This window comes from Bradyrhizobium sp. USDA 4472 (genome assembly GCF_054058595.1).
On sequence record NZ_JBSSAM010000001.1, the window covers coordinates 5,521,489 to 5,542,246 of the forward strand.

General features: G+C 61.5%; 24 protein-coding genes, 2 tRNA genes and 1 pseudogene. 19 read left to right on the plus strand and 8 right to left on the minus strand.

The window, feature by feature from the left end:
- The first annotated feature begins 232 nt into the window (after nucleotides 1-232).
- Complete coding sequence (locus tag ACVWZ4_RS25770; protein WP_456742267.1) at nucleotides 233-490, plus strand: hypothetical protein; 258 nt, start codon at nucleotides 233-235, stop codon at nucleotides 488-490.
- Here ACVWZ4_RS25770 and ACVWZ4_RS25775 read toward each other — a convergent pair.
- Both ACVWZ4_RS25775 and ACVWZ4_RS25780 read right to left on the minus strand, forming a co-directional pair.
- Nucleotides 480-734 carry a hypothetical protein gene (locus ACVWZ4_RS25775; RefSeq protein ID WP_456741463.1) on the minus strand — a complete coding sequence of 85 codons (255 nt, stop codon included), beginning with the start codon at nucleotides 732-734 and terminating at the stop codon, nucleotides 480-482. The genes ACVWZ4_RS25770 and ACVWZ4_RS25775 overlap by 11 nt on opposite strands.
- A gap of 404 nt (nucleotides 735-1,138) precedes the next feature.
- Entirely contained in the window at nucleotides 1,139-1,516 is a 378-nt protein-coding gene (locus ACVWZ4_RS25780) for a hypothetical protein (protein WP_456741464.1), read from the minus strand.
- 107 nt (nucleotides 1,517-1,623) lie between these two features.
- On the opposite strand from ACVWZ4_RS25780, the gene ACVWZ4_RS25785 reads away from it, so the two are divergent.
- The 3 genes from ACVWZ4_RS25785 to ACVWZ4_RS25795 all read left to right on the plus strand — a co-directional run bounded on the left by ACVWZ4_RS25785 (nucleotide 1,624) and on the right by ACVWZ4_RS25795 (nucleotide 4,562).
- Nucleotides 1,624-1,791 carry a hypothetical protein gene (locus ACVWZ4_RS25785; RefSeq protein ID WP_456704239.1) on the plus strand — a complete coding sequence of 56 codons (168 nt, stop codon included), beginning with the start codon at nucleotides 1,624-1,626 and terminating at the stop codon, nucleotides 1,789-1,791.
- A gap of 200 nt (nucleotides 1,792-1,991) precedes the next feature.
- Complete coding sequence (locus tag ACVWZ4_RS25790) at nucleotides 1,992-3,686, plus strand: methyl-accepting chemotaxis protein (protein ID WP_456704238.1); 1,695 nt, start codon at nucleotides 1,992-1,994, stop codon at nucleotides 3,684-3,686.
- Between the two features lie 156 nt (nucleotides 3,687-3,842).
- A complete protein-coding gene (locus tag ACVWZ4_RS25795) occupies nucleotides 3,843-4,562 on the plus strand; it encodes a class I SAM-dependent methyltransferase (RefSeq protein ID WP_456741465.1) in 720 nt (239 codons plus the stop codon).
- Nucleotides 4,563-4,572: 10 nt separating this feature from the next.
- Here ACVWZ4_RS25795 and ACVWZ4_RS25800 read toward each other — a convergent pair whose 3' ends face one another.
- A complete protein-coding gene (locus tag ACVWZ4_RS25800; protein ID WP_456763691.1) occupies nucleotides 4,573-5,328 on the minus strand; it encodes a dienelactone hydrolase family protein in 756 nt (251 codons plus the stop codon).
- Between the two features lie 219 nt (nucleotides 5,329-5,547).
- Between ACVWZ4_RS25800 and ACVWZ4_RS25805 the strand changes: the two genes are divergently transcribed.
- A complete protein-coding gene (locus ACVWZ4_RS25805) occupies nucleotides 5,548-5,967 on the plus strand; it encodes a GFA family protein (protein ID WP_456704235.1) in 420 nt (139 codons plus the stop codon).
- Between the two features lie 19 nt (nucleotides 5,968-5,986).
- Here the strand turns inward: ACVWZ4_RS25805 and ACVWZ4_RS25810 are convergent.
- Nucleotides 5,987-6,061 (minus strand) — tRNA-Thr (locus tag ACVWZ4_RS25810).
- A 165-nt stretch (nucleotides 6,062-6,226) separates the two neighbouring features.
- Nucleotides 6,227-6,679 carry a hypothetical protein gene (locus ACVWZ4_RS25815; protein WP_456741467.1) on the minus strand — a complete coding sequence of 151 codons (453 nt, stop codon included), beginning with the start codon at nucleotides 6,677-6,679 and terminating at the stop codon, nucleotides 6,227-6,229.
- Between the two features lie 270 nt (nucleotides 6,680-6,949).
- Here ACVWZ4_RS25815 and ACVWZ4_RS25820 point away from each other — a divergent pair, with 270 nt between their 5' ends.
- Both ACVWZ4_RS25820 and ACVWZ4_RS25825 read left to right on the plus strand, forming a co-directional pair.
- Nucleotides 6,950-7,435, plus strand: coding sequence for a hypothetical protein (locus tag ACVWZ4_RS25820; protein ID WP_456704233.1), 486 nt, complete (start codon nucleotides 6,950-6,952; stop codon nucleotides 7,433-7,435).
- 43 nt (nucleotides 7,436-7,478) lie between these two features.
- Nucleotides 7,479-7,976 carry a hypothetical protein gene (locus ACVWZ4_RS25825; protein WP_456741468.1) on the plus strand — a complete coding sequence of 166 codons (498 nt, stop codon included), beginning with the start codon at nucleotides 7,479-7,481 and terminating at the stop codon, nucleotides 7,974-7,976.
- A 62-nt stretch (nucleotides 7,977-8,038) separates the two neighbouring features.
- On the opposite strand, the gene rlmB is transcribed toward ACVWZ4_RS25825, so the two are convergent.
- On the minus strand, nucleotides 8,039-8,869 hold the full coding sequence (rlmB, locus tag ACVWZ4_RS25830) for a 23S rRNA (guanosine(2251)-2'-O)-methyltransferase RlmB (protein ID WP_456704231.1): 831 nt from the start codon (nucleotides 8,867-8,869) through the stop codon (nucleotides 8,039-8,041).
- A 207-nt stretch (nucleotides 8,870-9,076) separates the two neighbouring features.
- Here rlmB and ACVWZ4_RS25835 point away from each other — a divergent pair.
- A tRNA-Tyr gene (locus tag ACVWZ4_RS25835) sits at nucleotides 9,077-9,162 on the plus strand.
- A 560-nt stretch (nucleotides 9,163-9,722) separates the two neighbouring features.
- On the opposite strand, the gene ACVWZ4_RS25840 is transcribed toward ACVWZ4_RS25835, so the two are convergent.
- Nucleotides 9,723-10,142 (minus strand): GntR family transcriptional regulator, encoded by a 420-nt coding sequence (locus tag ACVWZ4_RS25840; RefSeq protein WP_456738186.1) that lies wholly within the window; start codon nucleotides 10,140-10,142, stop codon nucleotides 9,723-9,725.
- A 42-nt stretch (nucleotides 10,143-10,184) separates the two neighbouring features.
- Nucleotides 10,185-10,373: pseudogene (locus ACVWZ4_RS25845) on the minus strand (GntR family transcriptional regulator); the annotation flags it as partial.
- A 100-nt stretch (nucleotides 10,374-10,473) separates the two neighbouring features.
- On the opposite strand from ACVWZ4_RS25845, the gene ACVWZ4_RS25850 reads away from it, so the two are divergent.
- From ACVWZ4_RS25850 to ACVWZ4_RS25900, 11 genes are all read left to right on the plus strand, one after another.
- Nucleotides 10,474-11,271, plus strand: a complete 798-nt coding sequence (locus ACVWZ4_RS25850) for an enoyl-CoA hydratase/isomerase family protein (RefSeq protein WP_456741469.1) — start codon at nucleotides 10,474-10,476, stop codon at nucleotides 11,269-11,271.
- Nucleotides 11,268-12,473 (plus strand): CaiB/BaiF CoA transferase family protein, encoded by a 1,206-nt coding sequence (locus ACVWZ4_RS25855; protein ID WP_456741470.1) that lies wholly within the window; start codon nucleotides 11,268-11,270, stop codon nucleotides 12,471-12,473. The genes ACVWZ4_RS25850 and ACVWZ4_RS25855 overlap by 4 nt, the downstream gene beginning before the upstream one ends.
- 25 nt (nucleotides 12,474-12,498) lie before the next feature.
- A complete protein-coding gene (locus tag ACVWZ4_RS25860; RefSeq protein ID WP_456741471.1) occupies nucleotides 12,499-13,704 on the plus strand; it encodes an ABC transporter substrate-binding protein in 1,206 nt (401 codons plus the stop codon).
- A gap of 212 nt (nucleotides 13,705-13,916) precedes the next feature.
- A complete protein-coding gene (locus tag ACVWZ4_RS25865; RefSeq protein ID WP_456741472.1) occupies nucleotides 13,917-14,174 on the plus strand; it encodes a carboxylesterase family protein in 258 nt (85 codons plus the stop codon).
- Between the two features lie 94 nt (nucleotides 14,175-14,268).
- The gene (locus ACVWZ4_RS25870) at nucleotides 14,269-14,967 is read left to right on the plus strand and encodes a GntR family transcriptional regulator (protein ID WP_456735506.1); all 699 of its coding nucleotides are present in this window, start codon (nucleotides 14,269-14,271) and stop codon (nucleotides 14,965-14,967) included.
- Between the two features lie 183 nt (nucleotides 14,968-15,150).
- On the plus strand, nucleotides 15,151-16,359 hold the full coding sequence (locus ACVWZ4_RS25875) for an ABC transporter substrate-binding protein (protein WP_456704225.1): 1,209 nt from the start codon (nucleotides 15,151-15,153) through the stop codon (nucleotides 16,357-16,359).
- Nucleotides 16,323-18,119 carry a thiamine pyrophosphate-binding protein gene (locus ACVWZ4_RS25880; RefSeq protein ID WP_456704224.1) on the plus strand — a complete coding sequence of 599 codons (1,797 nt, stop codon included), beginning with the start codon at nucleotides 16,323-16,325 and terminating at the stop codon, nucleotides 18,117-18,119. The genes ACVWZ4_RS25875 and ACVWZ4_RS25880 overlap by 37 nt, the downstream gene beginning before the upstream one ends.
- Nucleotides 18,120-18,154: 35 nt before the next feature.
- Nucleotides 18,155-18,676 (plus strand): VOC family protein, encoded by a 522-nt coding sequence (locus ACVWZ4_RS25885; RefSeq protein ID WP_456704223.1) that lies wholly within the window; start codon nucleotides 18,155-18,157, stop codon nucleotides 18,674-18,676.
- Nucleotides 18,673-19,473: an SDR family NAD(P)-dependent oxidoreductase gene (locus tag ACVWZ4_RS25890; protein ID WP_456741473.1), complete on the plus strand. Its 801-nt coding sequence runs from the start codon at nucleotides 18,673-18,675 to the stop codon at nucleotides 19,471-19,473. Before ACVWZ4_RS25885 ends, ACVWZ4_RS25890 begins: the two co-directional genes overlap by 4 nt.
- Nucleotides 19,474-19,527: 54 nt before the next feature.
- On the plus strand, nucleotides 19,528-19,764 hold the full coding sequence (locus tag ACVWZ4_RS25895; RefSeq protein WP_456741474.1) for a hypothetical protein: 237 nt from the start codon (nucleotides 19,528-19,530) through the stop codon (nucleotides 19,762-19,764).
- Between the two features lie 109 nt (nucleotides 19,765-19,873).
- Complete coding sequence (locus ACVWZ4_RS25900; RefSeq protein WP_456704220.1) at nucleotides 19,874-20,662, plus strand: SDR family NAD(P)-dependent oxidoreductase; 789 nt, start codon at nucleotides 19,874-19,876, stop codon at nucleotides 20,660-20,662.
- Nucleotides 20,663-20,758: the final 96 nt, after the last annotated feature.

A 20,758-nucleotide genomic window follows, 5' to 3' on the forward strand; every position in this document is an offset into this window, starting at 1 on the left:
GACGAGCACGACAACGATTTGAGAAAGGCCGGCTTCCCGCCGGCCTTTCGTTTGGCCGGGTTGTTTGGATTATGTGAACCATCTGGCGCGTCATTTGCAAGCAAACAGTCCGGCACGCGCTTTCTCACTGGTGTCACGGGGATCGAGTAAAGCAAAAATAATTTTTGCGGCTTACGGAACTCGCGCTCTGGAAAGCGTTATTACTGAATTGCCGGCTGGTGGGACAACGAACATGCGTATGTTGGCGTCGGTGTTGGTGGTCTCATGCTTGATCGCCGTGCCGTGTTCTGCCCAAACAATCCTCAAATCCGAGCCGCTGATGTTGGCACCTTACGAGGTCGCCTTCGTGAAGGACGCCTCCTGTGCGCCCGGCAAGGTGCTGAAGGTGACCGGGGCGATCCGCGGGCTGCACCGCCGCAAGGCCTGTGTCGCGATCGCGGGTGAGCAGGCCTCTCTGGCGATCGCGCCTCTGCCAGACCTTACGAATTGAGCTGAAGCTCCATGCCGGATTCCCGGTCAGCGTCCGCCTTGTTCTGGGCGGGGTCCTCGCCTTGGGCGACCCGGCAGGATTTGATCTCGTAGTCGTTGTCGAGCACCCTTCGCGGACCCGGCCGCTCATCGTCGGTGCCGATGTCCACGACCAGGCCGCTGCGTTGCGCGAGCTTCCAGACGTCGCATTCATCCGGATAGGCTTTGCTGATCTGGCTGTCATTGCAGAACAGGGCGTAGGGCATGATCTCCGCTCCGGAAAGCGCGTTAACGGCTTCATGGGTCGAGCGGTTCCGGTTCGATCACGGGGCCGTGATGGGGCCGGTGATGCGGTTCAGTTTCAGCCGGGCCCTGAGTCCTTAACGAGTCCTGAATCCGGAGAAAAAGAAACTTTGGGACTCATTTGGCGGAATCAGCGGATGTTTCCGCCCATGACGACCGACCTGAAAACCTGCTGCGGGCACATGCTCCTGCCACTGACGCTGGGACTATTCAGCGCCTGCGCGGCCAATCTCTGGCTGGTTTGGTCTTGGCTGTAAGGTCTTGGCTGTAAGGTCTTGGCTGTAAGGTCTTGGCTCTAAGGTCTTGGCTCTAAGGTCTTGGCTCTAAGGTCTTGGCTCTAAGCTCTTTGGGCCGCGAGGCGGCAGCCTCACTTGTCGGCTTCCGGACGGAGAGAAGGGTCGTTGATCGCGGCGCGGACCCTGCTTAGGGTCGCCGCACAATATTCCTCCCGCTCGCGCTCGAAGCGCTCCTGATGCTGTCTGAAGCTGGCGATACGTGCCTGCATCTCGCTGCGGAAATCGCCACCGAGCCGGGGCGGAGGTACAGGATAGGGCTGCGGCGCTGCTTCGGCCTCTTGCGGCTGGACCGTGGCGGTGGCCGGCTCGACGGAGACGAACTTCGCCGCCAGGACCGGCGCAGCCGGAGCGTCATCCCGCTGACGGAGATCGTCCTTCTTGCCGGACACCGATTGGACGAAGGCCAGTGTTTGCGCGATCAGTGCGTCGCGCTCCCTGATCCACTTCATGATCCACCACCCTGTTGGCACTATTTCACCAAAGCCGGGGCCGCGAATCAAGCACGGTGCGCGCCAGGGGGGTTGCATATTTTTCCCGGACGTCTGACATTGCACCGATGGACACCACGGCCGACCCGTCAAACGAAGCGCAGGGCCTGCGGCTCGTGCGCGCCTTTCTGTCACTCCCGCCGGAGAAGCGGGCGCGGGTGATCGCCTTCGTCGAGGATCTGGTGCGCGCTCAAGCCCGGACCGATGACGGCCACGAGGTCTCCCGGGATCGCTAGCGCGGGCGCGAATTGCCGTTTGCGGATGCCGGAGCGCCTTGAAAGTAGGCTCAAGCTTACGCCAGGCTTACTGACGTGCCCCATTGGGTATTTTCCCCTAACGGCATTCACGACATTTTCTATCAAATGTTAATTTTCTTCGGTTCCAATCGCGCAATGGGAGTTCCAGTGCTGGAACCAAGTGTTTGAAGGCGGCTGCGATGAGCATTCTGAATAATTTGAAGATCGTAATGAAAGTTGCGCTGATTGTGACGGTGATGGGCGTTGCCCTGCTTGCGGTTGCCGCGTTTGCCATTCGCGAACTGTCGGCGACGGTCGACGGCTTCAGCGAAGTCACAGCGATGCAGTCTGCTTCCCTCAACCTCATACGCGCCCAGCGCCGCATCGAGACCTATCACGCCGCGCTCTATGCCGTGTTCACCGAGTCGACCGAGGCCGGCAACGCCAATCGCCTCAGAATCGCGGACCAGAACCGCAATGAAATCGGCCAATATCTGACCGCTGCGGAGCAGGACGAGCCGGCGCGCGCGGCCGAAACGAGGAGCGTCGGCGAGCAGTTGAAGGGCGTCTTTGCAGGCTGCGATCCGGTGCTGCGGGCCGGCGCGGCTGCAACCAGCCCGGAGGACAATGCCAAGGCGGCTGATCGTGCTCACAAGGAGTGTGACCCGCTGATCGATGCGGCCCTTGAACGCGTTGCCAAGTTCACGCACACGGCCAAGGCCGTGACCCAGCGCAAGGAAGCCATCGAGGGCGAGGCCAAATCCGCGATCTGGACCGTATTGAGCGTCAGCGCCGGCGGCCTGATCATCGGCATCGCGATCGCGCTCTTCATCGGTCTCGTGGCGATGTCCCGTCCGATTGCACGGCTCAAGCTCGCCATGGAGGGCCTGGCGCGCAATGACCTGAAGACCGAAGTGCCTGAGAAGGACCGCCGCGACGAGATCGGCGAGATGGCCAAGACGGTCGAGGTGTTCAAGACCAACGCGCTCGAGGTCGAGCGGCTCAAGGCGGCGCAGGTGGAAGCCGAGAAGCAGGCCGCCGAGCAGCGCCGCCGCGACATGGTCAACCTCGCCGATGGCTTCGAGCGCGCGGTCGGCGAGATCATCGATACTGTCGGATCTGCCTCCACCGAGCTCGAGGCGTCGTCCTCAACGCTTGCCAGCACCGCGCAGCGCGCCCAGGAGCTGACCTCCGTGGTCGTGGTCGCCTCGGGCGAGGCCACCAGCAACGTCCAGTCGGTTGCGACCGCCACGGAGGAATTGTCGTCCTCGGTCAACGAGATCAGCCGGCAGGTCCAGGAATCCGCGCGAATGGCGAGCGAGGCCGTCAACCAGGCCCGCGCCACCACCGACCGCGTCAGCGAGCTCTCGATTGCGGCGACGCGGATCGGCGACGTCGTTGAGCTGATCAACACCATTGCGGGCCAAACCAATCTGCTCGCCCTGAATGCCACCATCGAGGCGGCGCGCGCCGGTGAGGCCGGCCGCGGCTTTGCCGTCGTCGCCTCCGAGGTGAAGACGCTGGCCGAGCAGACCGCAAAGGCGACCGGCGAGATCAGCCAGCAGATCTCCGGCATCCAGAACGCCACCCAGGAATCGGTGACGGCGATCCGCGACATCTCCGCCACCATCGAGCGGCTGTCGGAGGTGTCCTCGACCATTGCCGCAGCCGTCGAGGAGCAGGGCGCCGCGACCCAGGAAATCTCGCGCAACGTGCAGCAGGCCGCGCACGGCACCCAGCAGGTCTCGACCAACATTACGGACGTCCAGCGCGGTGCGACCGAGACCGGATCGGCGTCCTCGCAGGTGCTGTCGACCGCGAAGATGCTGGCGACGGACAGCACCCGGCTGAAGGACGAAGTCGGCAAATTCCTGCGGACCGTGCGCGCGGCCTGAGCCCGCTCGATGTCCAAAGTCCGGCGGCCTCGCGCCGCCGGGACGCCGCAGATCCTGTTGCGGCAGCAGCGCATGCTACCTCATGTTGTACTCTGATCCAATCTGTGGTCAGTAGCCGTCCCGCGATGCGGGCGGCCAACTCCCGAGGGTAGTGCGATGAGCGAGGATGTCAGCGACGGCTGGAGCGCCTCTGCGTCCGCCTGGATCGTCGAGCAAGGCGAGAATGGTGACTATGGCCGCCGCTGCGTGCTTGATGCGCCGATGCGCGCGCGCGTCGAGGGGCGCGGCTTCCTCCGTGCGTTGGACGTCGGCTGCGGCGAGGGCCGCTTTTGCCGTATCATGCAGCGCGCAGGCATCCGCACCACCGGTATTGATCCGACCGATGCACTGCTCATGCGCGCCAAAGAGCTCGACCCGAATGGCGATTACCGGCTCGGCCGTGCCGAGACCATGGAGGTCGATGCGAATTTCGATCTCGTCGTCAGCTATCTCAGCCTGATCGACATGCCCGATCTCGCGGCCGCGATCGCAAAGATGGCGGCGGCGCTGCGGCCGGGCGGCACATTGCTGATCGCCAACCTGACGAGCTTCAATACCGCAGGCCAGCCCGACGGCTGGACGCGCGACGGTGAAGGCGTCGCACGCTTTTCGATCGATCACTACATGGACGAGCGGCCGATCTGGGTCAGCTGGAGCGGCATCCGTGTCCAGAACTGGCACCGTCCACTCAGCACCTATATGACCCTGCTGCTCGATCAGGGCCTCCAGTTGCGCCTGTTCGTCGAACCACAGCCCACGGCAGGCGATCCCGCGAGGATCGCAAGTCATCGTCGCGTGCCGTATTTTCACATCATGGAGTGGCAGAAGCCGGCTTGAGCCGATCGATTCAGGCAGCGAGTTTGGCTTGGAAGAACCGCGTGACCCGACCGATCGCATCCGCCGTCGCCGGGTCGGTGTCGGCGAAATCGAAGCCGTGGGCCTTGCCGGGATACGGCACGAATTCGGTCTCGGCGCCGGCTGACTTCCCGAGCGCGACGAGTTGCCGACCTTCCTCGATTGGGACGTTCTTGTCCGCTTCGCCGTGCAGCGCGATCAGCGGCGGCATATGGCTGATCTTGGTGGTCATGTCCTGGGGCATGCCGCCATAGAGCACCGCGAGGGCTGCGACCCGGGTGTCGCGCACGGCGGCCTCAGCGGCGATGTAGCTGCCCAGCGAAAAGCCGAGCAGGCCGATGCGTCCCGAACTGTCGGATCGGGCGAGCACCGCCGTCACGGTGGCGGCGACCGTGTCGGCCCAGCCGTCAAACCGCGTCCTCTCATAGGCCTCACGGCTCGCATGGGAGGTGGATATCAATGCAGCCATATCGGCCGGCGTCATGTAGCGCAGAAAGTAAGTGTCGATGCCTCGCGCCGCCAGCGCATCGGCATATCGCTCATAGGCGCGGGCCCTGAGCTCAATGCCGCGGGCGCCGTGCAATGCGATTACGGCGGGACGCTTTCCATCGGCGGTCGCTGCATAGCGCGACACCAGCAAGCTGTCCTGGCCGCTTGTGACCTCGAACTGCTCGCCCGGCGCGCCGCGTGCGGTGGCTGGAGACAAAAGTGCAGCGAAAGCGGCCAGAGCCGCGCGTCGGCTGATCATCTGGGGTTCGCAGGAGAAACGTTGTCCGATGTGATGCATCGCGTCTATATTGCCCTAGCGACGAAATCTTGACGAGAGCCTTCCCCCGATAGTTTCACCGTCGTGACGAGGGAGGCGGCAGGACCAGCACGCCTGTCACGCGTTGTCCGACGACACTCTCGACCTCCTCCTCACACACACGCCCGGACACCAAAGCGCCCGACGTAAGGAGCATGCTCGATGATCGATGCCAGATGCAGTTGTGGCGCCATTGCGCTGTCGCTACCGGGGCCGCCCAACGTGGTCGCGGCCTGTCATTGTCTCGCATGCCAGCGCCGGACCGGCGCGCCATTCGGCGTTGGTGCCTTCTATCCACTCGAAGCCGTCACGATCTCGGGGACGCCGAAGGAGTATGTTCGCTTCGGCGAGAGCGGCGGCAGGGTCCGCTGCTATTTTTGCCCTGATTGCGGCTCGACGGTTTGTTGGGCGCCCGACAAGCTCCCAGGGATGATCGGCGTTGCCGTCGGTGCGATCGCGGACCCGAATTTTCCGGCGCCGATCAAATCGGTGTTCGAGCGGTCGAAACACGCCTGGGTGGAGATTACGGGTCTTGATGTCGAGCATCTGCAACAGGGCAGCCTGCCGAAGGCATCAAGCTGAGCAATGCGCGATCGGGTGCTGGTGCCGGCTGAGGGGATTGAACCCCCGACCTTCGGTTTACAAAACCGCTGCTCTACCGCTGAGCTAAGCCGGCGACGCCTTGAGGAAGCGGGCAGGGGCCGGCCTGCGCCGGGCTGCCCGCCCGGGCGTCGCAATACCAGACTTCATCGGAAAGTGCCAGAACCCGCCCGCTTCCTGCGGGCATGAAACAGGCGGCCCTGGAGGCCGCCTGTTTGGCGTCGCTCGCTTCTGGATCGGCTTACTGGCAGATGTGGCGGCGGCCGTCATCGCCCTTGAACCAGGTCCCGGGCGTGCAGACGAAACCGTTGCGCTGGGCATAGGTGCGGTGATCCCAACCGCGATTGTCCCAGGAATTGTCGTAGGCGTAGCTGTTATCCATGGCGCGGAACGGGGCGGTTGCGATCGCGCCCGCGGTGCCGATTGCGGCGCCGGCCACATCGCCCGCGACGTCCGTCGGCCAGAATCCGGTGTGGGTCCTGTTCCAGTCGTTATTCCAGTCGCGATTAGTTTGTCGGTAGCTTACCCGGTGATGGCGATAGCTGGGGTCGGAGTAACCGAGATTCCTGCAGTTGGCGTTGGGAAATTGGGGATCGCAGCCGCCGGGACTCGCCACGACCGTTTGCGCCATCGCGGCGCCGGTCACCATGGTCGTCGCGATCGCGACTGCGCCGAGGAGCTTCATCTTCGTCATTGTTGTCTCCCTTTGAATTGACGGGGAGCTAAATGTCGGCGAGCGGCGGACGTTCCGAGAGCAGGCCTGAATTGCAGTCAAACCGATGTGAGCGGGTGGAACCAGGCCGCTCGCGGCAGCAGCGCCGTTAACGCTTCGCTAGGACGAGCCGCAGGATTTGAGCGACGCGCGACGCTTACGCGTTAGGCTTACCGGAATTTGGCCGGCTGTCCTTAACCCTCTCGATGTCGCAATCCGATAGCTTGCAATCCGGACAACCCGGATATTTCCATGCGCGCTTTGGCGCTTGCAGCCTTTCTGATCGGACTGCCCGCAACGGCTTTGGCCGGCGGCGGCTTCGACATCGTGGTGCCTGGCCGTCCCGGCGTGCCTATCATCATCAATAATATCGATGCGTCCTACACCGTTGTCGAAGGTGTCTGGGGCCTTGGCAAGAACGTCCAGGTGCAGCCCACGATCTATGGCGGGCGCTACGTGGCCGAGCGGCAGCCCTCAGATGTCGGTCACTACTATCCAAGCATGGGCTTGCAGCCCGGCTATGGCCGCCTCGAAATCGAGCCGCCCGCAAACCGCAAATTGCCGAAGCCGGCCGAGAGCTACCATGAGAGCTTGGGCGTGCAGTCCGCGCCGCTGCCGCCGCAAATGGATGTGCCGGTCAACCCGCCGCCGGTGATCCTCGCGCCAGAGATCAACGACCATCCGCGCCGTGCTCGCCCGCGGCCGCATGCAGGAATACCCGGCAAACCGCCGGGTTGAGAACGCCAGAATCAAACAACACGAAAATCAACAGGAGAGAGTAATGCGTCAGATGATTTCGGGACTGGTCGCGGCGGCTGCCGTGATGTTCGTGGGCAGCGCGCCGGCCATGGCCTGCGGCTTCAATCCGTGCCAGCCGGTTGCGCCGGTGTTCTCCGGCTGCAACACTGGTTGCGGTGGTTATGGCTACGGCGCCGGCTATGGCTATGGTTATGGCTATGAGCGCCTGGCCGAGCCGACGACGCAGTACTACTACGTCAACCAGGGCCCGACCTATACCGGTCCGGGCGCTTTCGCTCCGTATCCGACCTACCAGGAAGACGCGGTCGTCGCGCCCGCCAATTATGGCTACGGCTATGGCTATCGCGCTGCCGCCCATCCCTACTATCACCGCCCGTACTACCGTCCGTATCGCTACGGCTACGGCCCCCGTTACGGCTACCTGCCGCGTCCGCATTACGGCTACGGTCCGCGCTACGGCTACGTCCATCGCTATCAGCCGTATTACGGCGGCCATCGCGTGCTGCGCCGCTATTACTGATCTCTGATCGGTTGAACTGATGAAGCGCCGGTTCGCGTCATGCGGACGGGCGCTTTCTCTTTCTAGCGCTTCATCAGCCCGAGCCTGACAGCGCCGACATAGAGCGAGAGCGCGGCAGCGTTCGAAACATTGAGGCTCTTGATTGCGCCGGGCATGTCGAGCCGCGCCACGACGCTGCACGTCTCGCGCGTCAACTGCCGAAGGCCCTTGCCTTCGGCGCCCAGCACCAGCACGAGCGGCTCGCGCAGGGAGACGTCGGAGAGATCCTCGCTGCCTTCGCTATCGAGGCCGACGGTCTGGAAGCCGCGCTCGTTCAACGCCGTCAGCGCACGCGCGAGGTTTTGCACTGAGACCATCGGCACCAGCTCCAGCGCGCCCGAGGCGGCTTTGGCGAGCACGCCAGTCGCTTCCGGGCTATGGCGCGCAGTGGTGACGATCGCCTTGACCGCGAACGCCGCGGCGGAGCGCAGGATGGCGCCGACATTGTGCGGATCGGTGATCTGGTCGAGCACCAGCACCATGCCTTCCTGCTTCAGCGTCTCGATATCAGGCGAGGGAAGGGGATCGGCTTCGGCCAACAGGCCCTGATGCACGGCGTCGGGGGAGAGCAGGCGATCGATCTCCTGGGGCCGGACGATCTCGGGTGCGATGCGGGTTTCGATGTTTTCGTCGGCCAGGCGCCGAGCGGCGTTCTCGGTCAGCGTCAGCTTGCGGATCCGCCGCTCGGGGTTGGCCAGCGCCATGGTGACGGTGTGCCAGCCATAGAGGATGACGGGGCCGTCGGGGTGCGAATCGCGCTCGCGCCACGCCGGCCGGCCGGCCGATTTTCCTGGTCTGTTGAAAGGCTTAGACCCGCCGCGGGGCCCTTTGGGCACGAATTTTCGATCCTTCATGGCCTCGCTTGTGTCACGGGTCCCGGAATATGGCAATTTGGGTGGCTGCGATCGCGATTTTAGCTGTTCGCCTCGGTTGACTTTGCCCCACCGCTTCGCCCATAAACGCGCCCGGTCGCGCCCCCATCCGGGCTGTCGCGGCCTTCACGTTCCATGGCCGTTTTCGGTCCGCCGGCAAGGTCCGGCCCGATTGTGCTGCCGTCGAGCGGGGGAGTGTCCCGAGTGGCAAAGGGAGCTGACTGTAAATCAGCCGCCTCATGGCTTCGCAGGTTCGAGTCCTGCCTCCCCCACCATCTTGATTTTGCACGATATTAGTGTCCCCGGCCCCCTGCCTTTGATGGCAAAAGAGGCTTCTTATTTTGGCGTGGGTCCGATGGGTCACTACGCTCTTGGTGGTGCCGGAGATCTGTTGCTTGCGTGTGCGTTTTGCATATGTCGGCAGTTGCCGCGCTAACCGATGACGGCCTCCAGCGCGCAATGCGCCCGCGCGAAATCTCGCAGTTGCGCTGCTGCAATATTTTGGATTTCCACGGCACCGGCCGAACGGTCCCGCAAGCTAATCTTGGCCACTCGCCGCAGGATCGACAGGTGGTCTATGGATCAGAGGCTGCAAGCGGTTCTCGCAAAACGCGCTGAGCAGTATCAGTGGTCATAGGGTCTAGCTGATTGCGCAAAGGTTCGATCCCAGCAAGAATGTGAGCTGCTGAGTTCGTTGAGTGGGCAACTCTGTTGCTGCCGAGTGTTTCGGCGCGTGCTCGCTTAGCGTTAGAACCGATGGACTTCTGCGCGAAGGCCAGAGCTGCAGTTCCTTCGATCGACGGAGCGTTGGCCAGGGTTAGACGCTGTGAGCCGGTCACTCGGGCTTGATGGAAGCGACCATGTCGGCAAAGAGGTTGCCTCCGACGATGATGTGAGCGCGCATCGATTGCTGTGCGTCACTTTCGCTCCCTGTTTCAATCGCCCTGACTATCAGAGCGTGCTCGCCGAATGATGCCGCCAGGCGGGCCGGTCGCGACAAGCTCTGATGCCGGAAGAACCGCATCCGAAGGCGGGTTTCAGTCACGAGATCGGCCAACGGCGTGTTGCGCGCGCCAGCGTAGATGGCTTGGTGAAATGCGGTGTTGAGTTCGACGTAGCGCGCCGTGTTGCCGGTGTGCACGGCTTGTGCGCACTGCTCGTGTATCTCACGCAGGCCGGCTCGTTCGGCGACAGTCATTCGGCGCGCCGCCAGACCGGCAGCCTCCGCTTCGAGCGCAGTGAGAATTTCGACCATGCCGATCGCTCGCTGGGGTGTCATGCTCGCGACGGTTGCGCCTTGCCGCGACCTGAACTTGACGAGACCCTCATTGGCCAAGCGAAGCAGCGCTTCCCGCGCTGGCGTCCGCGAGACCGAAAAGCGTCTGGCGAGGCTCTGCTCGTCCAGCTTGTCGCCCGGGAGTAGCCGTCCCTCGGCGATATCGCTTTCGATCCGTCGACAAAGCTCATCGGAGACGCGAACCCGCATTGGCTGCCCTTATGTATACGCTTATGCCTTTATGTATACGTAGACGCCTTGAAAAAATACATATAATCCGGGCCCAGAACGAAGACAACAGGAAACGCCGATGACGACTTCCGTGGATTTGAGCGGCGCCCCTTTGCTGAAGACGGATGGGCCTATCGCGACGATCCAGCTCAATCGCCCGCGGCAGATGAACAAGATCACGGCAGCCGATCTCGCCGTGTTGTCGGGCCACTTCGCCAGCGTCGAGAAGGCAGGTGCGAAAGTTCTCATCCTGACCGGCGAAGGACGCGCGTTCAGCGCCGGATACGACCTCGGAGACATCGCTGCGCGAACCTCGTCTGAGGAAGATGTTCATGTTTCCGGCTTCGACAGCGTCGTCGATCAGCTCGAGGCTCTGGCGATACCGAGCATCTGCAGGCTGAACGGCGGAGTCTATGGCGGCGCGACTGATCTTGCGCTCGCCTGCGATTTCAGGATCGGCGTAGATAGTTGCGAGATGTTCATGCCGGCCGCGCGCCTCGGGCTTCACTATTACAGCAGCGGTCTCATGCGCTTTGCCTCGCGCCTCGGCGTAGCGGCGACAAAGAAGCTGTTCCTCACGGGCCTGAAACTGGACGCGGCCGAGATGCTGCGCATCGGCTATCTGGATGAAGCCGTACCTGCGGGCAGCCTCGATGCGCGCGTGATGGAGCTCGCCTCTGTTCTCGCTGCCAATGCGCCGGCCGCCATGCGTGGCATGAAACGCGCCATCAACGAGATCGCCAGAAACTCCTTCGATCGTGCTGCTGCCGATCAGCGTTACCGTGAGAGCCTCGTGGGCGCCGAGCTGCGCGAGGGCAGCGCGGCTTTCGCCGAAAAGCGACCCCCGCGCTTCGGCGCCGACCTGGAGGGCCGATGACTCGACCTCGCTCACAACCGGCGTCCGCGCTGAAGCCGCGGTCAAAGGGGCCACTCGCTGGACTGATCGTGATCGATCTCACGCGCGTGTTGGCCGGACCCTATTGCACCATGATGCTCGCGGATCTCGGCGCGCGGGTCATAAAGGTCGAGATGCCGGGCATCGGTGACGACGCGCGGCACATCGGCCCCTTCATCTCGAACGCCGATGGCTTGCCGAGTTCAGGCTATTTCTTCTCGATCAATCGAAGCAAGGAATCGATCGCGCTGAACCTCAAGGATGCTGCCGACCGCGCGATATTCGACCGGCTATTGCTGGACGCCGATGTCCTCGCGGAAAATTTTACGCCCGGTACCATGGACCGTTTCGGCTACGGCTGGGAGGCGCTCAGCTCGCGCTTTCCCCGGCTGGTTCTGGCGTCGATATCTGGCTTTGGTCAGACGGGGCCCTACCGCGAACTGCCGGCTTACGACATGGTCGTGCAGGCCATGGGCGGTGTCATGAGCTTGACCGGCGAGGAGGGAGGCCCGCCGACGCGCGTCGGAGTATCGATCGGCGACATCGCCGCGGGCACTCATGCGGTGATCGGCGTTCAGGCGGCGTTGATCGAGCGCGCCCGCACCGGTCGCGGTAAGCATGTCGATATTTCCATGCTAGATACGCAGATCTCTCTGCTCGAGAATGCCCTTGTCCGCTATCAAGTCGAGCAAGTCGTTCCTGGGCCCATCGGCTCCAGGCACCCCTCTATCACGCCATTTGGCGTCTTCAAGAGCAAGGTCGGGCATCTCATCATCGCCGCCGGCAACGACCGGAAGTTCAGAGATCTTTGCGATGTGCTGCAGATGCGGGACGTCAAAGCCGATCCGCGATTCGTCTCCAATTCGTCGCGATGCGAACATCATCGTGCCCTCGCCGAGCGGATCGAAGAGGCGCTGGCAGCCAGAACCGCCGAGGAATGGCTCCCAATCCTGACGCAAGCCGGGATTCCCTGCGGACCGATGAACGACATCGCCGGCGTACTGCGTGATCCGCAGCTCAACGCGCGCGACATGTTCGTCCGGTTGGAGGTTCCGGGGGGCGTGGTGTTGAAAACCGCGGCCTGTCCCATCCGGTTCGCCGGCGAGCAATTCGCAAACTATCGGCCTGCCCCAGAGCTCGATGCCGATCGCAACGCTCTCCTGCAAGAACTCGGACTCGTCTGATCGGCTCCGCGAAGAGGATTTGACAATGAGATACGCCTGCTCCTTGACGTTCGTCGCCTTGAGCGTCGCTTTCCTTTCTTCGGCCGCATCCGCGCAGAAGCAATATGATCCCGGCGCCAGCGATACCGAAATCAAGGTCGGCAACCTGATGCCCTATAGCGGGCCGGGATCGGCTTATTCCGTGATTGGGAAAGTCGAGGCGGCGTACTTCGAGATGATCAACAAGAACGGAGGCATCAACGGTCGAAAGATCAACTTCATCTCGTACGATCATGCCTACAGTCCGCCGAAAGCCGTCGAGCAAGTCCGCAAGCTGGTGGAGAGCGATGAGGTTCTGCTGACCTTCAACATCCTCGGCACGGCACACAATGCCGCTGTGCAGAAGTACCTCAACGGCAAAAAGGTGCCGCAATTGTTCGTGGCCAGTGGTGCGGAGCGATGGAATGACCCGGCGCGCTTTCCCTGGACGATGGGCTGGCAGCCAAGCTACCAAGCCGAAGGACAGATTTATGGCCGGTATGTCGCTCAAACGCTTTCCGATGCAAAGATAGGGATACTTTGGCAGAACGACGACTCCGGACGGGATTACGCCAAGGGTTTCGTCGCGGGGCTGAGCGGCAAATTCGAGCCTGTAACCAGATTGTCCTATGAGATCACGGACCCGACCATCGATCCCCAGATGTCGCAATTGAAGGCATCCGGCGCCAATGTGTTTTTCGACGTGACGTCGCCTAAATTTGCCGCGCAGGCCATTCGCAAGACGGGTGAGCTGCAATGGCGGCCGCTGCATATCCTGAACAACATCTCCACGTCGGTGGCCGCAGTCTTGAAGCCTGCGGGGCTCGACAACGCCAAGGGCGTGATCTCGACCGCATATTTGAAGGATGCGCTCGACCCGGCCTGGAGCGGCGACGAGGGCTACCGGCACTGGCTTACGTTCATGAACGAATACATGCCCGGAGCTGACAAAGCCGATTCCAACACGGTCTATGGATATTCGGTCGCGCAGACCTTGGCGGAGGTGCTCAAGATGTGCGGCGACGATCTCACGCGAGAGAACGTGATGAAGCAAGCTGCCAGCCTCAAGGATCTGAAGCTCGACATGCTTCTTCCGGGAATAACGATCAACACGTCACCGACGGACTTCGCGCCGATCAAACAGGAGCAACTCATTCGGTTCGACGGGGAAAAGTGGGAGCGATTTGGGCCGGCTGCGGAGAATGTGAGGTGATCAAAAAAAAGCGATCTGGGCGACGTCCAGGAAGAACGAAATGACGGATGGCGTTCATGCTCGCCTAATGGTGACAAGAGGCCGCAAAAAGACACCCACCAGCATCCTCGCTTCGCGCTAGGGAAGCCTACAATCGTGATTGTCGCCGAATACGAGGGCGCGACGTTGACCCCGGACCTTGAACTGCGGATCAAGAACAGCCTCCGCGTCATTTGCAGCCCGCGTCAACCTACATTCTGCTGCCAACGCCCAGCCACGGGTGCGATCAAGCTCATCAACGTCTGCAGCAAGCGAGGAGTAGACCGGACAACAACGAATTCCCTACCGTCCTCACGGCGTCAGGCCGGGTGCGCGGTCGACACGAGGGAGGTCTCGCGGTCTTTCGGGGTATCCCGTTCGCAGCGGCGCCCACCGGGGGGAATCGATTCATGGCACCGCGGGCCGCCGAGTGGAGCGTGGATCCTCGGTGAGCGGCTAGGACGCATCCGGGGAAGGCGTCAGATTTGCCAAGCGCACGTCTCTTGATAAGGTGATGGAATTGTCGGGGACGAGGCCGCTCTGCGAATGGTTAAAGGGGTAGACAAGGTCGGGCTCGAGAGCTCGATTCGCGCTGTCGAACGAGAGACTCTCAACGATCGCGTGTACCGCGAACTCCGGACGATGATCATGTCCGGAGGCTTCGCGCCCGGCTCGGAAATGAAGCTCCGAGCTCTGGCGCAAAGCCTACATGTTAGCCCGATGCCGGTTCGAGACGCCATTGGGCGCCTAGTCGTCGAACGTGCACTGAAAATGCTCGCCAACCATCGCGTCATCGTACCTGAAACGACGATCGATGAGTTCTTGGAGATTCGCAGAGTTCGGATTCTTCTGGAGGGCGAGGCCGCCGCCCTGGCATGTCAGCACGTCAGCCCTGACGTCATTGCTTCCCTCAAGCGCATCCATGAGAAGATTAAATCCTTGAGTGGAAATAAGCAGCGTCAATTTTGGGCGCTGAACCAGGAGTTCCATTTTACGGTGTATGAAGCGGCCAAGAGCCCGTTATTACTTTCCATGATCGAGTCGCTGTGGCTCCAGATTGGGCCTGTTTTCAACCATATTCCGATCAACTTGACCTCGGAAGGCGCCCGCGGCCATCATCGAATTATAGCTGCGCTTAGTGCAGGCGATGCCAAGGCAGCAAGGGCAGCGCTAACCGAAGATCTCATGAAGGGTGGCGATCGCATCATCGCGGCCTTAATTCAGGACAAGCAGCCGGCCCACTAGCCGTCTCGTCCTGCACCAAACCCTCGAAATTCAAACACGAAGCTGGGAGTGCTGCGCTGCTGCTGGTTGCGCGTGCGTGCTCGGGCGCGCTCAAGGCTCTTGACTCTCATATTTGATTTGTTATCACAAATCACAATTAACGGGGCGCCCGCGGAGGATCGCTCGCTCGGGAGGAGATTTGCGATGAGGTGGCTAGGCGCGGTTTTCGCAGGTGCGTTGATGTGGGCGAGTTCGGCGCGCGCTGACGACGCACCCATCAAGATCGGCGTCATGAACGACATGTCGTCGGTTTATGCCGTGGCCGGCGGTCGCGAGACCGTTGAAGCCGTTCGCATGGCAATCGACGACGCGGGGCCGGTGCTGGGCAAGAAGGTCGAACTTATCTTTGCCGACCATCAGAACAAGCCGGACGTCGGCTCGGCCATCGCGCGCCGCTGGTATGACGTTGAGGGTGTCGATGCGGTCGTCGACGTACCGAATTCGGCGGTTGCTTTCGCGGTCCAAAGTCTTGCCAAGGAAAAGAAGAAGATTTCGCTATTTGTTGGCGCCCTGAGTTCCGACGTGACCGGCCCCAAATGCGATAATTACACGACGCAATGGGCCGTCGACACGTATTCGCTGGCGCACGTAATGGGAGCCGCTGTTCTCAAGCGGGGCGGCAACCGCTGGTTCTTCCTCGGCGCCGATTATGTATTCGGACGTGCCCTTGTGCGCGATACCAGTGCCGTAATCGAGGCCAACGGGGGCAAGGTCCTCGGCGCCGTCTACGCGCCGCTGAACACTCCCGACTTCTCCTCCTTCCTCTTGCAGGCGCAGCCGACCAATCCGAACGTGATCGGCCTTGCAAATTCCTCGGACGATACGGTCAACTCCATCAAACAGGCCGTCGAATTCGGTCTCACCTCAAACGGTGCGATCTTCGCGGCTTACGTGCTCTTTCTCGAGCATGTCCAAAGCATCACGCTCAAGACCGCCCACGGCTTGCTTCTGGCCAATCCCTTCTATTGGGACCTGAATGACGAGACGCGTGCCTGGTCGAAGCGCTTCGAAGAAAAGATAGGTCATCCGCCGGATTGGGATCCTGCGATGGCGTACAGCGCGGTGTTCCATTATCTCAAGGCAGTCAACGCCGCCGGATCGCGCGATGCGGACGCCGTCGCCGCAAAGATGCGCGAGCTACCGGTCAATGACTTCACAACCAAAAACGGGAAGGTGCGGATCGATGGCCGTGTGTTGCGCAATCTCTATCTTCTCCAAGTCAAGAAGCCCGAGGAGTCCAAAGGAAAGTGGGACCTCTACAACGTAGTGGCTACAGTACCTGGAGATGAAGCGTTCCGTCCGCTCCAAGATGGCGGATGCCCGTTGGTGAAAGCCGGTTCGGCCCAACCCTAATCGACACAGCAAATCTCGCGCGAAGCGGGGCTGCGGTCGTCAATGATCAAAACTGGATCGAGTCAATGGTGATGAAGAGTGGCGGCCAAGCCGTCGTCGACGTTCTCAAGGCGGAAGGCGTGAAGTTCATCTTCGGCATGCCTGGCGGCCATACAATCGGAATTTACGACGCTCTCTACGGACAACAGCAGATCTCCCACATTCTCGTGCGGCACGAGCAGCATGCTGCAAGCATGGCTGCCGGCTATGCGCAGCTTACCGGCGAGCCTGGCGTGTGCTGTGTGACTGCGGGGCCCGGCGCCACAAATCTGGTCACGAGCGTAGCGGAAGCTTATGTCGGTGCGTTGCCGATGATCATCATCGCGGGCCGTGGCGCCACTCGCAACGCACATCGTGGCGCAAGCCAAGAAATCGACCAAGTCAAGATTTTTGGCGCCATCACGAAATGGGGCGTCCGGGTCGATCGACCGGACCTCATTGTCGAATGCCTGCGTCAAGCGTTTACCATTGCCCGCTCGGGCAAGCCGGGTCCCGTGCTTATCGATATCCCCGCGGATATTCTTAGAATGCAGTTTGATGTCGGCGACTATCTTCCAGTCGGCAAACCCGCTGCGGTCCGCGGTGATAGCGATCGTATCAAGACCGCGGCGGCGGCTCTTCTCGCGGCTAGAAAGCCGCTAATTGTCGCCGGTGGCGGCGCCGTAGCCGCAAACGCGACGTCTGAAGTGCGTCAGCTCGCGGAGATGCTGGGTAGCCCCGTCGTCACGACGCTCGCAGGGCGCGGCATTTTGCCTGACGATCATGAACTCACGGCTGGCGGCATCGGTCATCATCGGCAGGAAGTCACAAAGTATCTTCTGCCAAATGCTGACGTTGTCATCGGCATCGGTGCTCGCTTTGAGGAGCAGGAAAACAACTGGAAGCCAGAATATATTCCGGCGCCGGCGGCCACCTATATCCAGATCGATATCGATCCGAACGAACTCGGCCGCTCGGTCGTTGCGACCATCGGCATCACGGGAGATGCGCGCCTGGTCCTCCAGGATCTTCTCACGGAGTTGAAAACAAAGGGTACTGGTCAGCGCACGGCCTCCAAGGAGTGGCTCGCCGAGTTGTCGAACCGGCGCGCTGCGCTCGAAACAGAGCGCGAAAGCATGGCGAGCTCTAATGCCACGCCAATTCATCCGATTCGGATATTCGATCGCATCCAGCGCGTGTTCCCACGCAACGCGACCGTCGCCATCGACGTCGGCGTGCTCGCGCAGGGTATGGGTGGCGCATTCCCGTATTTTAAGATCTTTGAGCCACGCGCGACGATCGTGCCCTCGAGCTTCTATGGAATGGGCTTCGCGGCATCGGCTTTTCCCGTCGCACGCCTCGTCTATCCTGACCGGCCTGCCGTCTGCTTCGTCGGTGATGGATCCTTCCAGATGGTGATGAATATCCTTCCCGTTGCCGCCGAACTCAAGCTCGGTGTCACGTGGTGCATATTCAACGATCACGCCTTGGGCTCGATCCGCGACATCCAAGTGGAAGCGTTCAATGAGCGGTTCATTGGGACCGAATTCGTACTTGATCTCGACTACGCGGGCCTTGCAGTCGCCTCCGGCTGCTACGGCGAGCGTGTCACTGATCCCCACCAGGTCGAGGCCGCCCTAGAACGGGCGTTCGTGGCCAACGAAAGCGGTGAGCCCGCAGTTCTCGACTTCGTGGTCGCCAAGGAGCGCTTGGCGGGTAGTAGGGAGTTTTTTGCACGATGAAGCCACTCTCGTTCGGACAGCCGGTCGGCGGATTGGTGCAGGCAGCCTATACGGTCGAAAACATCGATCACACGATGATGCATCATGTGAAGGCGCTGAATATCGGGCCTTGGTTTGTGAGCGGTCCTTTCGTGCCTGCGAAGGGAGTGTATCGAGGCCAGCCGACCGACATCAGCCTGACTCTCGCCGTCGCCTTTACCGGCCACATGATGATCGAGCTCATTGAGCAGCACGACACCAAGCCGTCGGTCTATCAAGAGACGGTCAAGGTCAAAGGTCACGGTTTCCATCACTGGGCCGTCTGTTCCAAGGACTTCGATGCGGACGTCGCTCGCTACGAGGCTGCCGGCTACCCAGTCGTGTTCTCCGACCTCTCGCCGCGCGGCGTGCGGATCGTCTATGTCGATACCCGCCGCGACTTGCCGGGCATGCTTGAGGTGATCGAGACGACGGAGGCGCTCGAAGGCATCTATCACAGCTACTTCGCAGCGGCGCAGAACTGGGACGGCAAGGATCCCATCCGGCGTTGGTCACTCAAACAAGGTGCCTCGACGTGAAAACCCAGGATCTGTTCGACGTCACCGGCCTTTCTGTCGTTATTACCGGCGGTGCCAAAGGCCTGGGTCGGGCCTTCGCCGAGGCAATGCTCGACAATGATGCACGCGTCGTCTTGCTGGACAAAGACGAGTCTAGCCTCGACCAGGCCGTGTCCGAGCTCAAGGTGCGCGGCGATGTAGCCGGCGTTGCCGTCGATGTTACGGATCGCGATGCAGTCAAGGCCGCTGTCAACAAAGCGGTCGAACGAAACGGCCGTCTCGATGTCGTGTTCGCCAATGCGGGCATCGATGCCGGACCGGGATTTCTGTCGATGGCCGGCGAACGGGATCCGGAGGGGGCGATCGAGGCCGTCCCGGACAGGCTGTGGGACAAGGTCATCGATACGAATTTGACCTCGATCTTTTCGACCATTCGAGCCGCTGTTCCGCACATGAAGCGACAGAACGGCGGACGCATCATCCTGACCTCGTCGATTGCGAGCGTCAGGCCAGGTGCTATCGTCGGTATGCCCTATCAGATATCGAAGGCGGGTGTGTCGCACCTCGCCAAGCAGGCCGCACTTGAGCTCGCCCGCTACAACATTCTGGTCAACGCAATCTTGCCGGGTCCGTTTCTGACCCAGCTCACGACGCCCGACCTCAAGAAGCGCTTCGAAGCTGGCAGCCCTATTCACCGCGTCGGTCGACCCGAGGAGATACAGGGGCTGGCGCTTTTCCTGGCTTCACCAGCGTCGAGCTACGTCACCGGGACCCACATCGTCATCGATGGCGGCGCCTTGCTTGGTCGCGCTGACTAGGGCGTGTACTCATAAATGCGCGGACGTCGGTATCGTGTGGACAAGGAGAATTATGTGATCGACCAGAGGACCGCCGTTGATCAGCCAATGAGGACGTTCGATGAGCGTGCGGTTCGGAATTGCGCCTGGATTGTGTCGGTTGCCTCGAACGCGATGAAGATGCTGCGGGCGCGGGTGTATCATATCGCCTGTGAGTGGTTCGAAACCAGGAATGAGACCTTCTGGATCGTTGTCCCCGCCGTCGCGGTCACGTTGTTAATGGCCACGATAGCATTACTGATTGGAAGCTAAAGGCCGCCTTTGTCGGTAGTTTCGCTGATCTTGTGGCGCTGCTCTGATCTGTGAAAAAATTATGAGTACACGGTCTAAACTGACCGAATGTTAAACGACGAGAGACACGATGAAGGCCGCTGAACTGTTTGACCTGTCCGGACATGTCGCCGTCGTTACAGGCGCTGCGTCTGGCCTTGGTCTCGCGATTGCGCAAGTGATCGCAGCCAATGGAGGGCGGGTCGCAATGCTTGACATCGACGAGGGCAAATTGAAGCAGGCGGCGGCTGCCATCGACGAAGCCGGTGGAGCCGTTGAGACCTTCAGCGTCGACATAGCCGAGGCCGGCAAAGTCGAAGCTGTCGTTGATGCTTACGTCGAAAGATATGGCCGGCTCGATTGTGTGTTTGCGAACGCGGGCGTAAGCGGTGGCCCGGGATACGGCAAGCCCGAAGGCGAGCTCAATGTGGCGTCCATGGAGCTTTGGGACGCCTGCCTTCGGGTCAATCTTGATGGCGCTTTTCGGACAATTCGCGTGGCGGCAAAACACATGAAGCCACGGCGGCAGGGATCGATCGTCGTGACGTCTTCCGTCGCGGCGCTGCGCGCGTCGGCGCTACCGAGTTACGGCTACCACGCGGCAAAGGCCGGCATTGCACAGGTGGTTCGCGTCGCGGCTCTCGAGCTCGGTCCTCACAATGTGCGTGTCAATGCCATCGCGCCGGGCCCTTTTCGCACGAATATCGGCAATGGCCGGATGCATACGCCCGAAGGTGCCGCGGCGTTTGCAGATACCGTGCCCTTAGGGCGACTTGCCGAACTGCATGAGATCAAGGGGCTCGCGCTGCTGTTGGCGTCGCCGGCTTCCACATACATGACGGGCGCGATCATTCCGATCGACGGCGGAACGCAGGCCTGAGGGCCGCGCAATTAGAAGCAGATTGGGAGGAGTTTGTAATGAAAACGACGACGACGCTCGCGCACATGGCGGCATTTGCTGCTCTGGCGGCGAGTT

Excerpts from the sequence above, each read along its gene's own strand:
- ACVWZ4_RS25770 (WP_456742267.1), top strand. The coding sequence starts at position 233 with ATGCGTATGTTGGCGTCGGTGTTGGTGGTCTCATGCTTGATCGCCGTG.
- ACVWZ4_RS25775 (WP_456741463.1), bottom strand. The coding sequence starts at position 734 with ATGCCCTACGCCCTGTTCTGCAATGACAGCCAGATCAGCAAAGCCTAT.
- ACVWZ4_RS25780 (WP_456741464.1), bottom strand. The coding sequence starts at position 1,516 with ATGAAGTGGATCAGGGAGCGCGACGCACTGATCGCGCAAACACTGGCC.
- ACVWZ4_RS25785 (WP_456704239.1), top strand. The coding sequence starts at position 1,624 with ATGGACACCACGGCCGACCCGTCAAACGAAGCGCAGGGCCTGCGGCTC.
- ACVWZ4_RS25790 (WP_456704238.1), top strand. The coding sequence starts at position 1,992 with ATGAGCATTCTGAATAATTTGAAGATCGTAATGAAAGTTGCGCTGATT.
- ACVWZ4_RS25795 (WP_456741465.1), top strand. The coding sequence starts at position 3,843 with ATGAGCGAGGATGTCAGCGACGGCTGGAGCGCCTCTGCGTCCGCCTGG.
- ACVWZ4_RS25800 (WP_456763691.1), bottom strand. The coding sequence starts at position 5,328 with ATGATCAGCCGACGCGCGGCTCTGGCCGCTTTCGCTGCACTTTTGTCT.
- ACVWZ4_RS25805 (WP_456704235.1), top strand. The coding sequence starts at position 5,548 with ATGATCGATGCCAGATGCAGTTGTGGCGCCATTGCGCTGTCGCTACCG.
- ACVWZ4_RS25815 (WP_456741467.1), bottom strand. The coding sequence starts at position 6,679 with ATGACGAAGATGAAGCTCCTCGGCGCAGTCGCGATCGCGACGACCATG.
- ACVWZ4_RS25820 (WP_456704233.1), top strand. The coding sequence starts at position 6,950 with ATGCGCGCTTTGGCGCTTGCAGCCTTTCTGATCGGACTGCCCGCAACG.
- ACVWZ4_RS25825 (WP_456741468.1), top strand. The coding sequence starts at position 7,479 with ATGCGTCAGATGATTTCGGGACTGGTCGCGGCGGCTGCCGTGATGTTC.
- rlmB (WP_456704231.1), bottom strand. The coding sequence starts at position 8,869 with ATGAAGGATCGAAAATTCGTGCCCAAAGGGCCCCGCGGCGGGTCTAAG.
- ACVWZ4_RS25840 (WP_456738186.1), bottom strand. The coding sequence starts at position 10,142 with ATGGTCGAAATTCTCACTGCGCTCGAAGCGGAGGCTGCCGGTCTGGCG.
- ACVWZ4_RS25850 (WP_456741469.1), top strand. The coding sequence starts at position 10,474 with ATGACGACTTCCGTGGATTTGAGCGGCGCCCCTTTGCTGAAGACGGAT.
- ACVWZ4_RS25855 (WP_456741470.1), top strand. The coding sequence starts at position 11,268 with ATGACTCGACCTCGCTCACAACCGGCGTCCGCGCTGAAGCCGCGGTCA.
- ACVWZ4_RS25860 (WP_456741471.1), top strand. The coding sequence starts at position 12,499 with ATGAGATACGCCTGCTCCTTGACGTTCGTCGCCTTGAGCGTCGCTTTC.
- ACVWZ4_RS25870 (WP_456735506.1), top strand. The coding sequence starts at position 14,269 with ATGGTTAAAGGGGTAGACAAGGTCGGGCTCGAGAGCTCGATTCGCGCT.
- ACVWZ4_RS25875 (WP_456704225.1), top strand. The coding sequence starts at position 15,151 with ATGAGGTGGCTAGGCGCGGTTTTCGCAGGTGCGTTGATGTGGGCGAGT.
- ACVWZ4_RS25880 (WP_456704224.1), top strand. The coding sequence starts at position 16,323 with ATGCCCGTTGGTGAAAGCCGGTTCGGCCCAACCCTAATCGACACAGCA.
- ACVWZ4_RS25900 (WP_456704220.1), top strand. The coding sequence starts at position 19,874 with ATGAAGGCCGCTGAACTGTTTGACCTGTCCGGACATGTCGCCGTCGTT.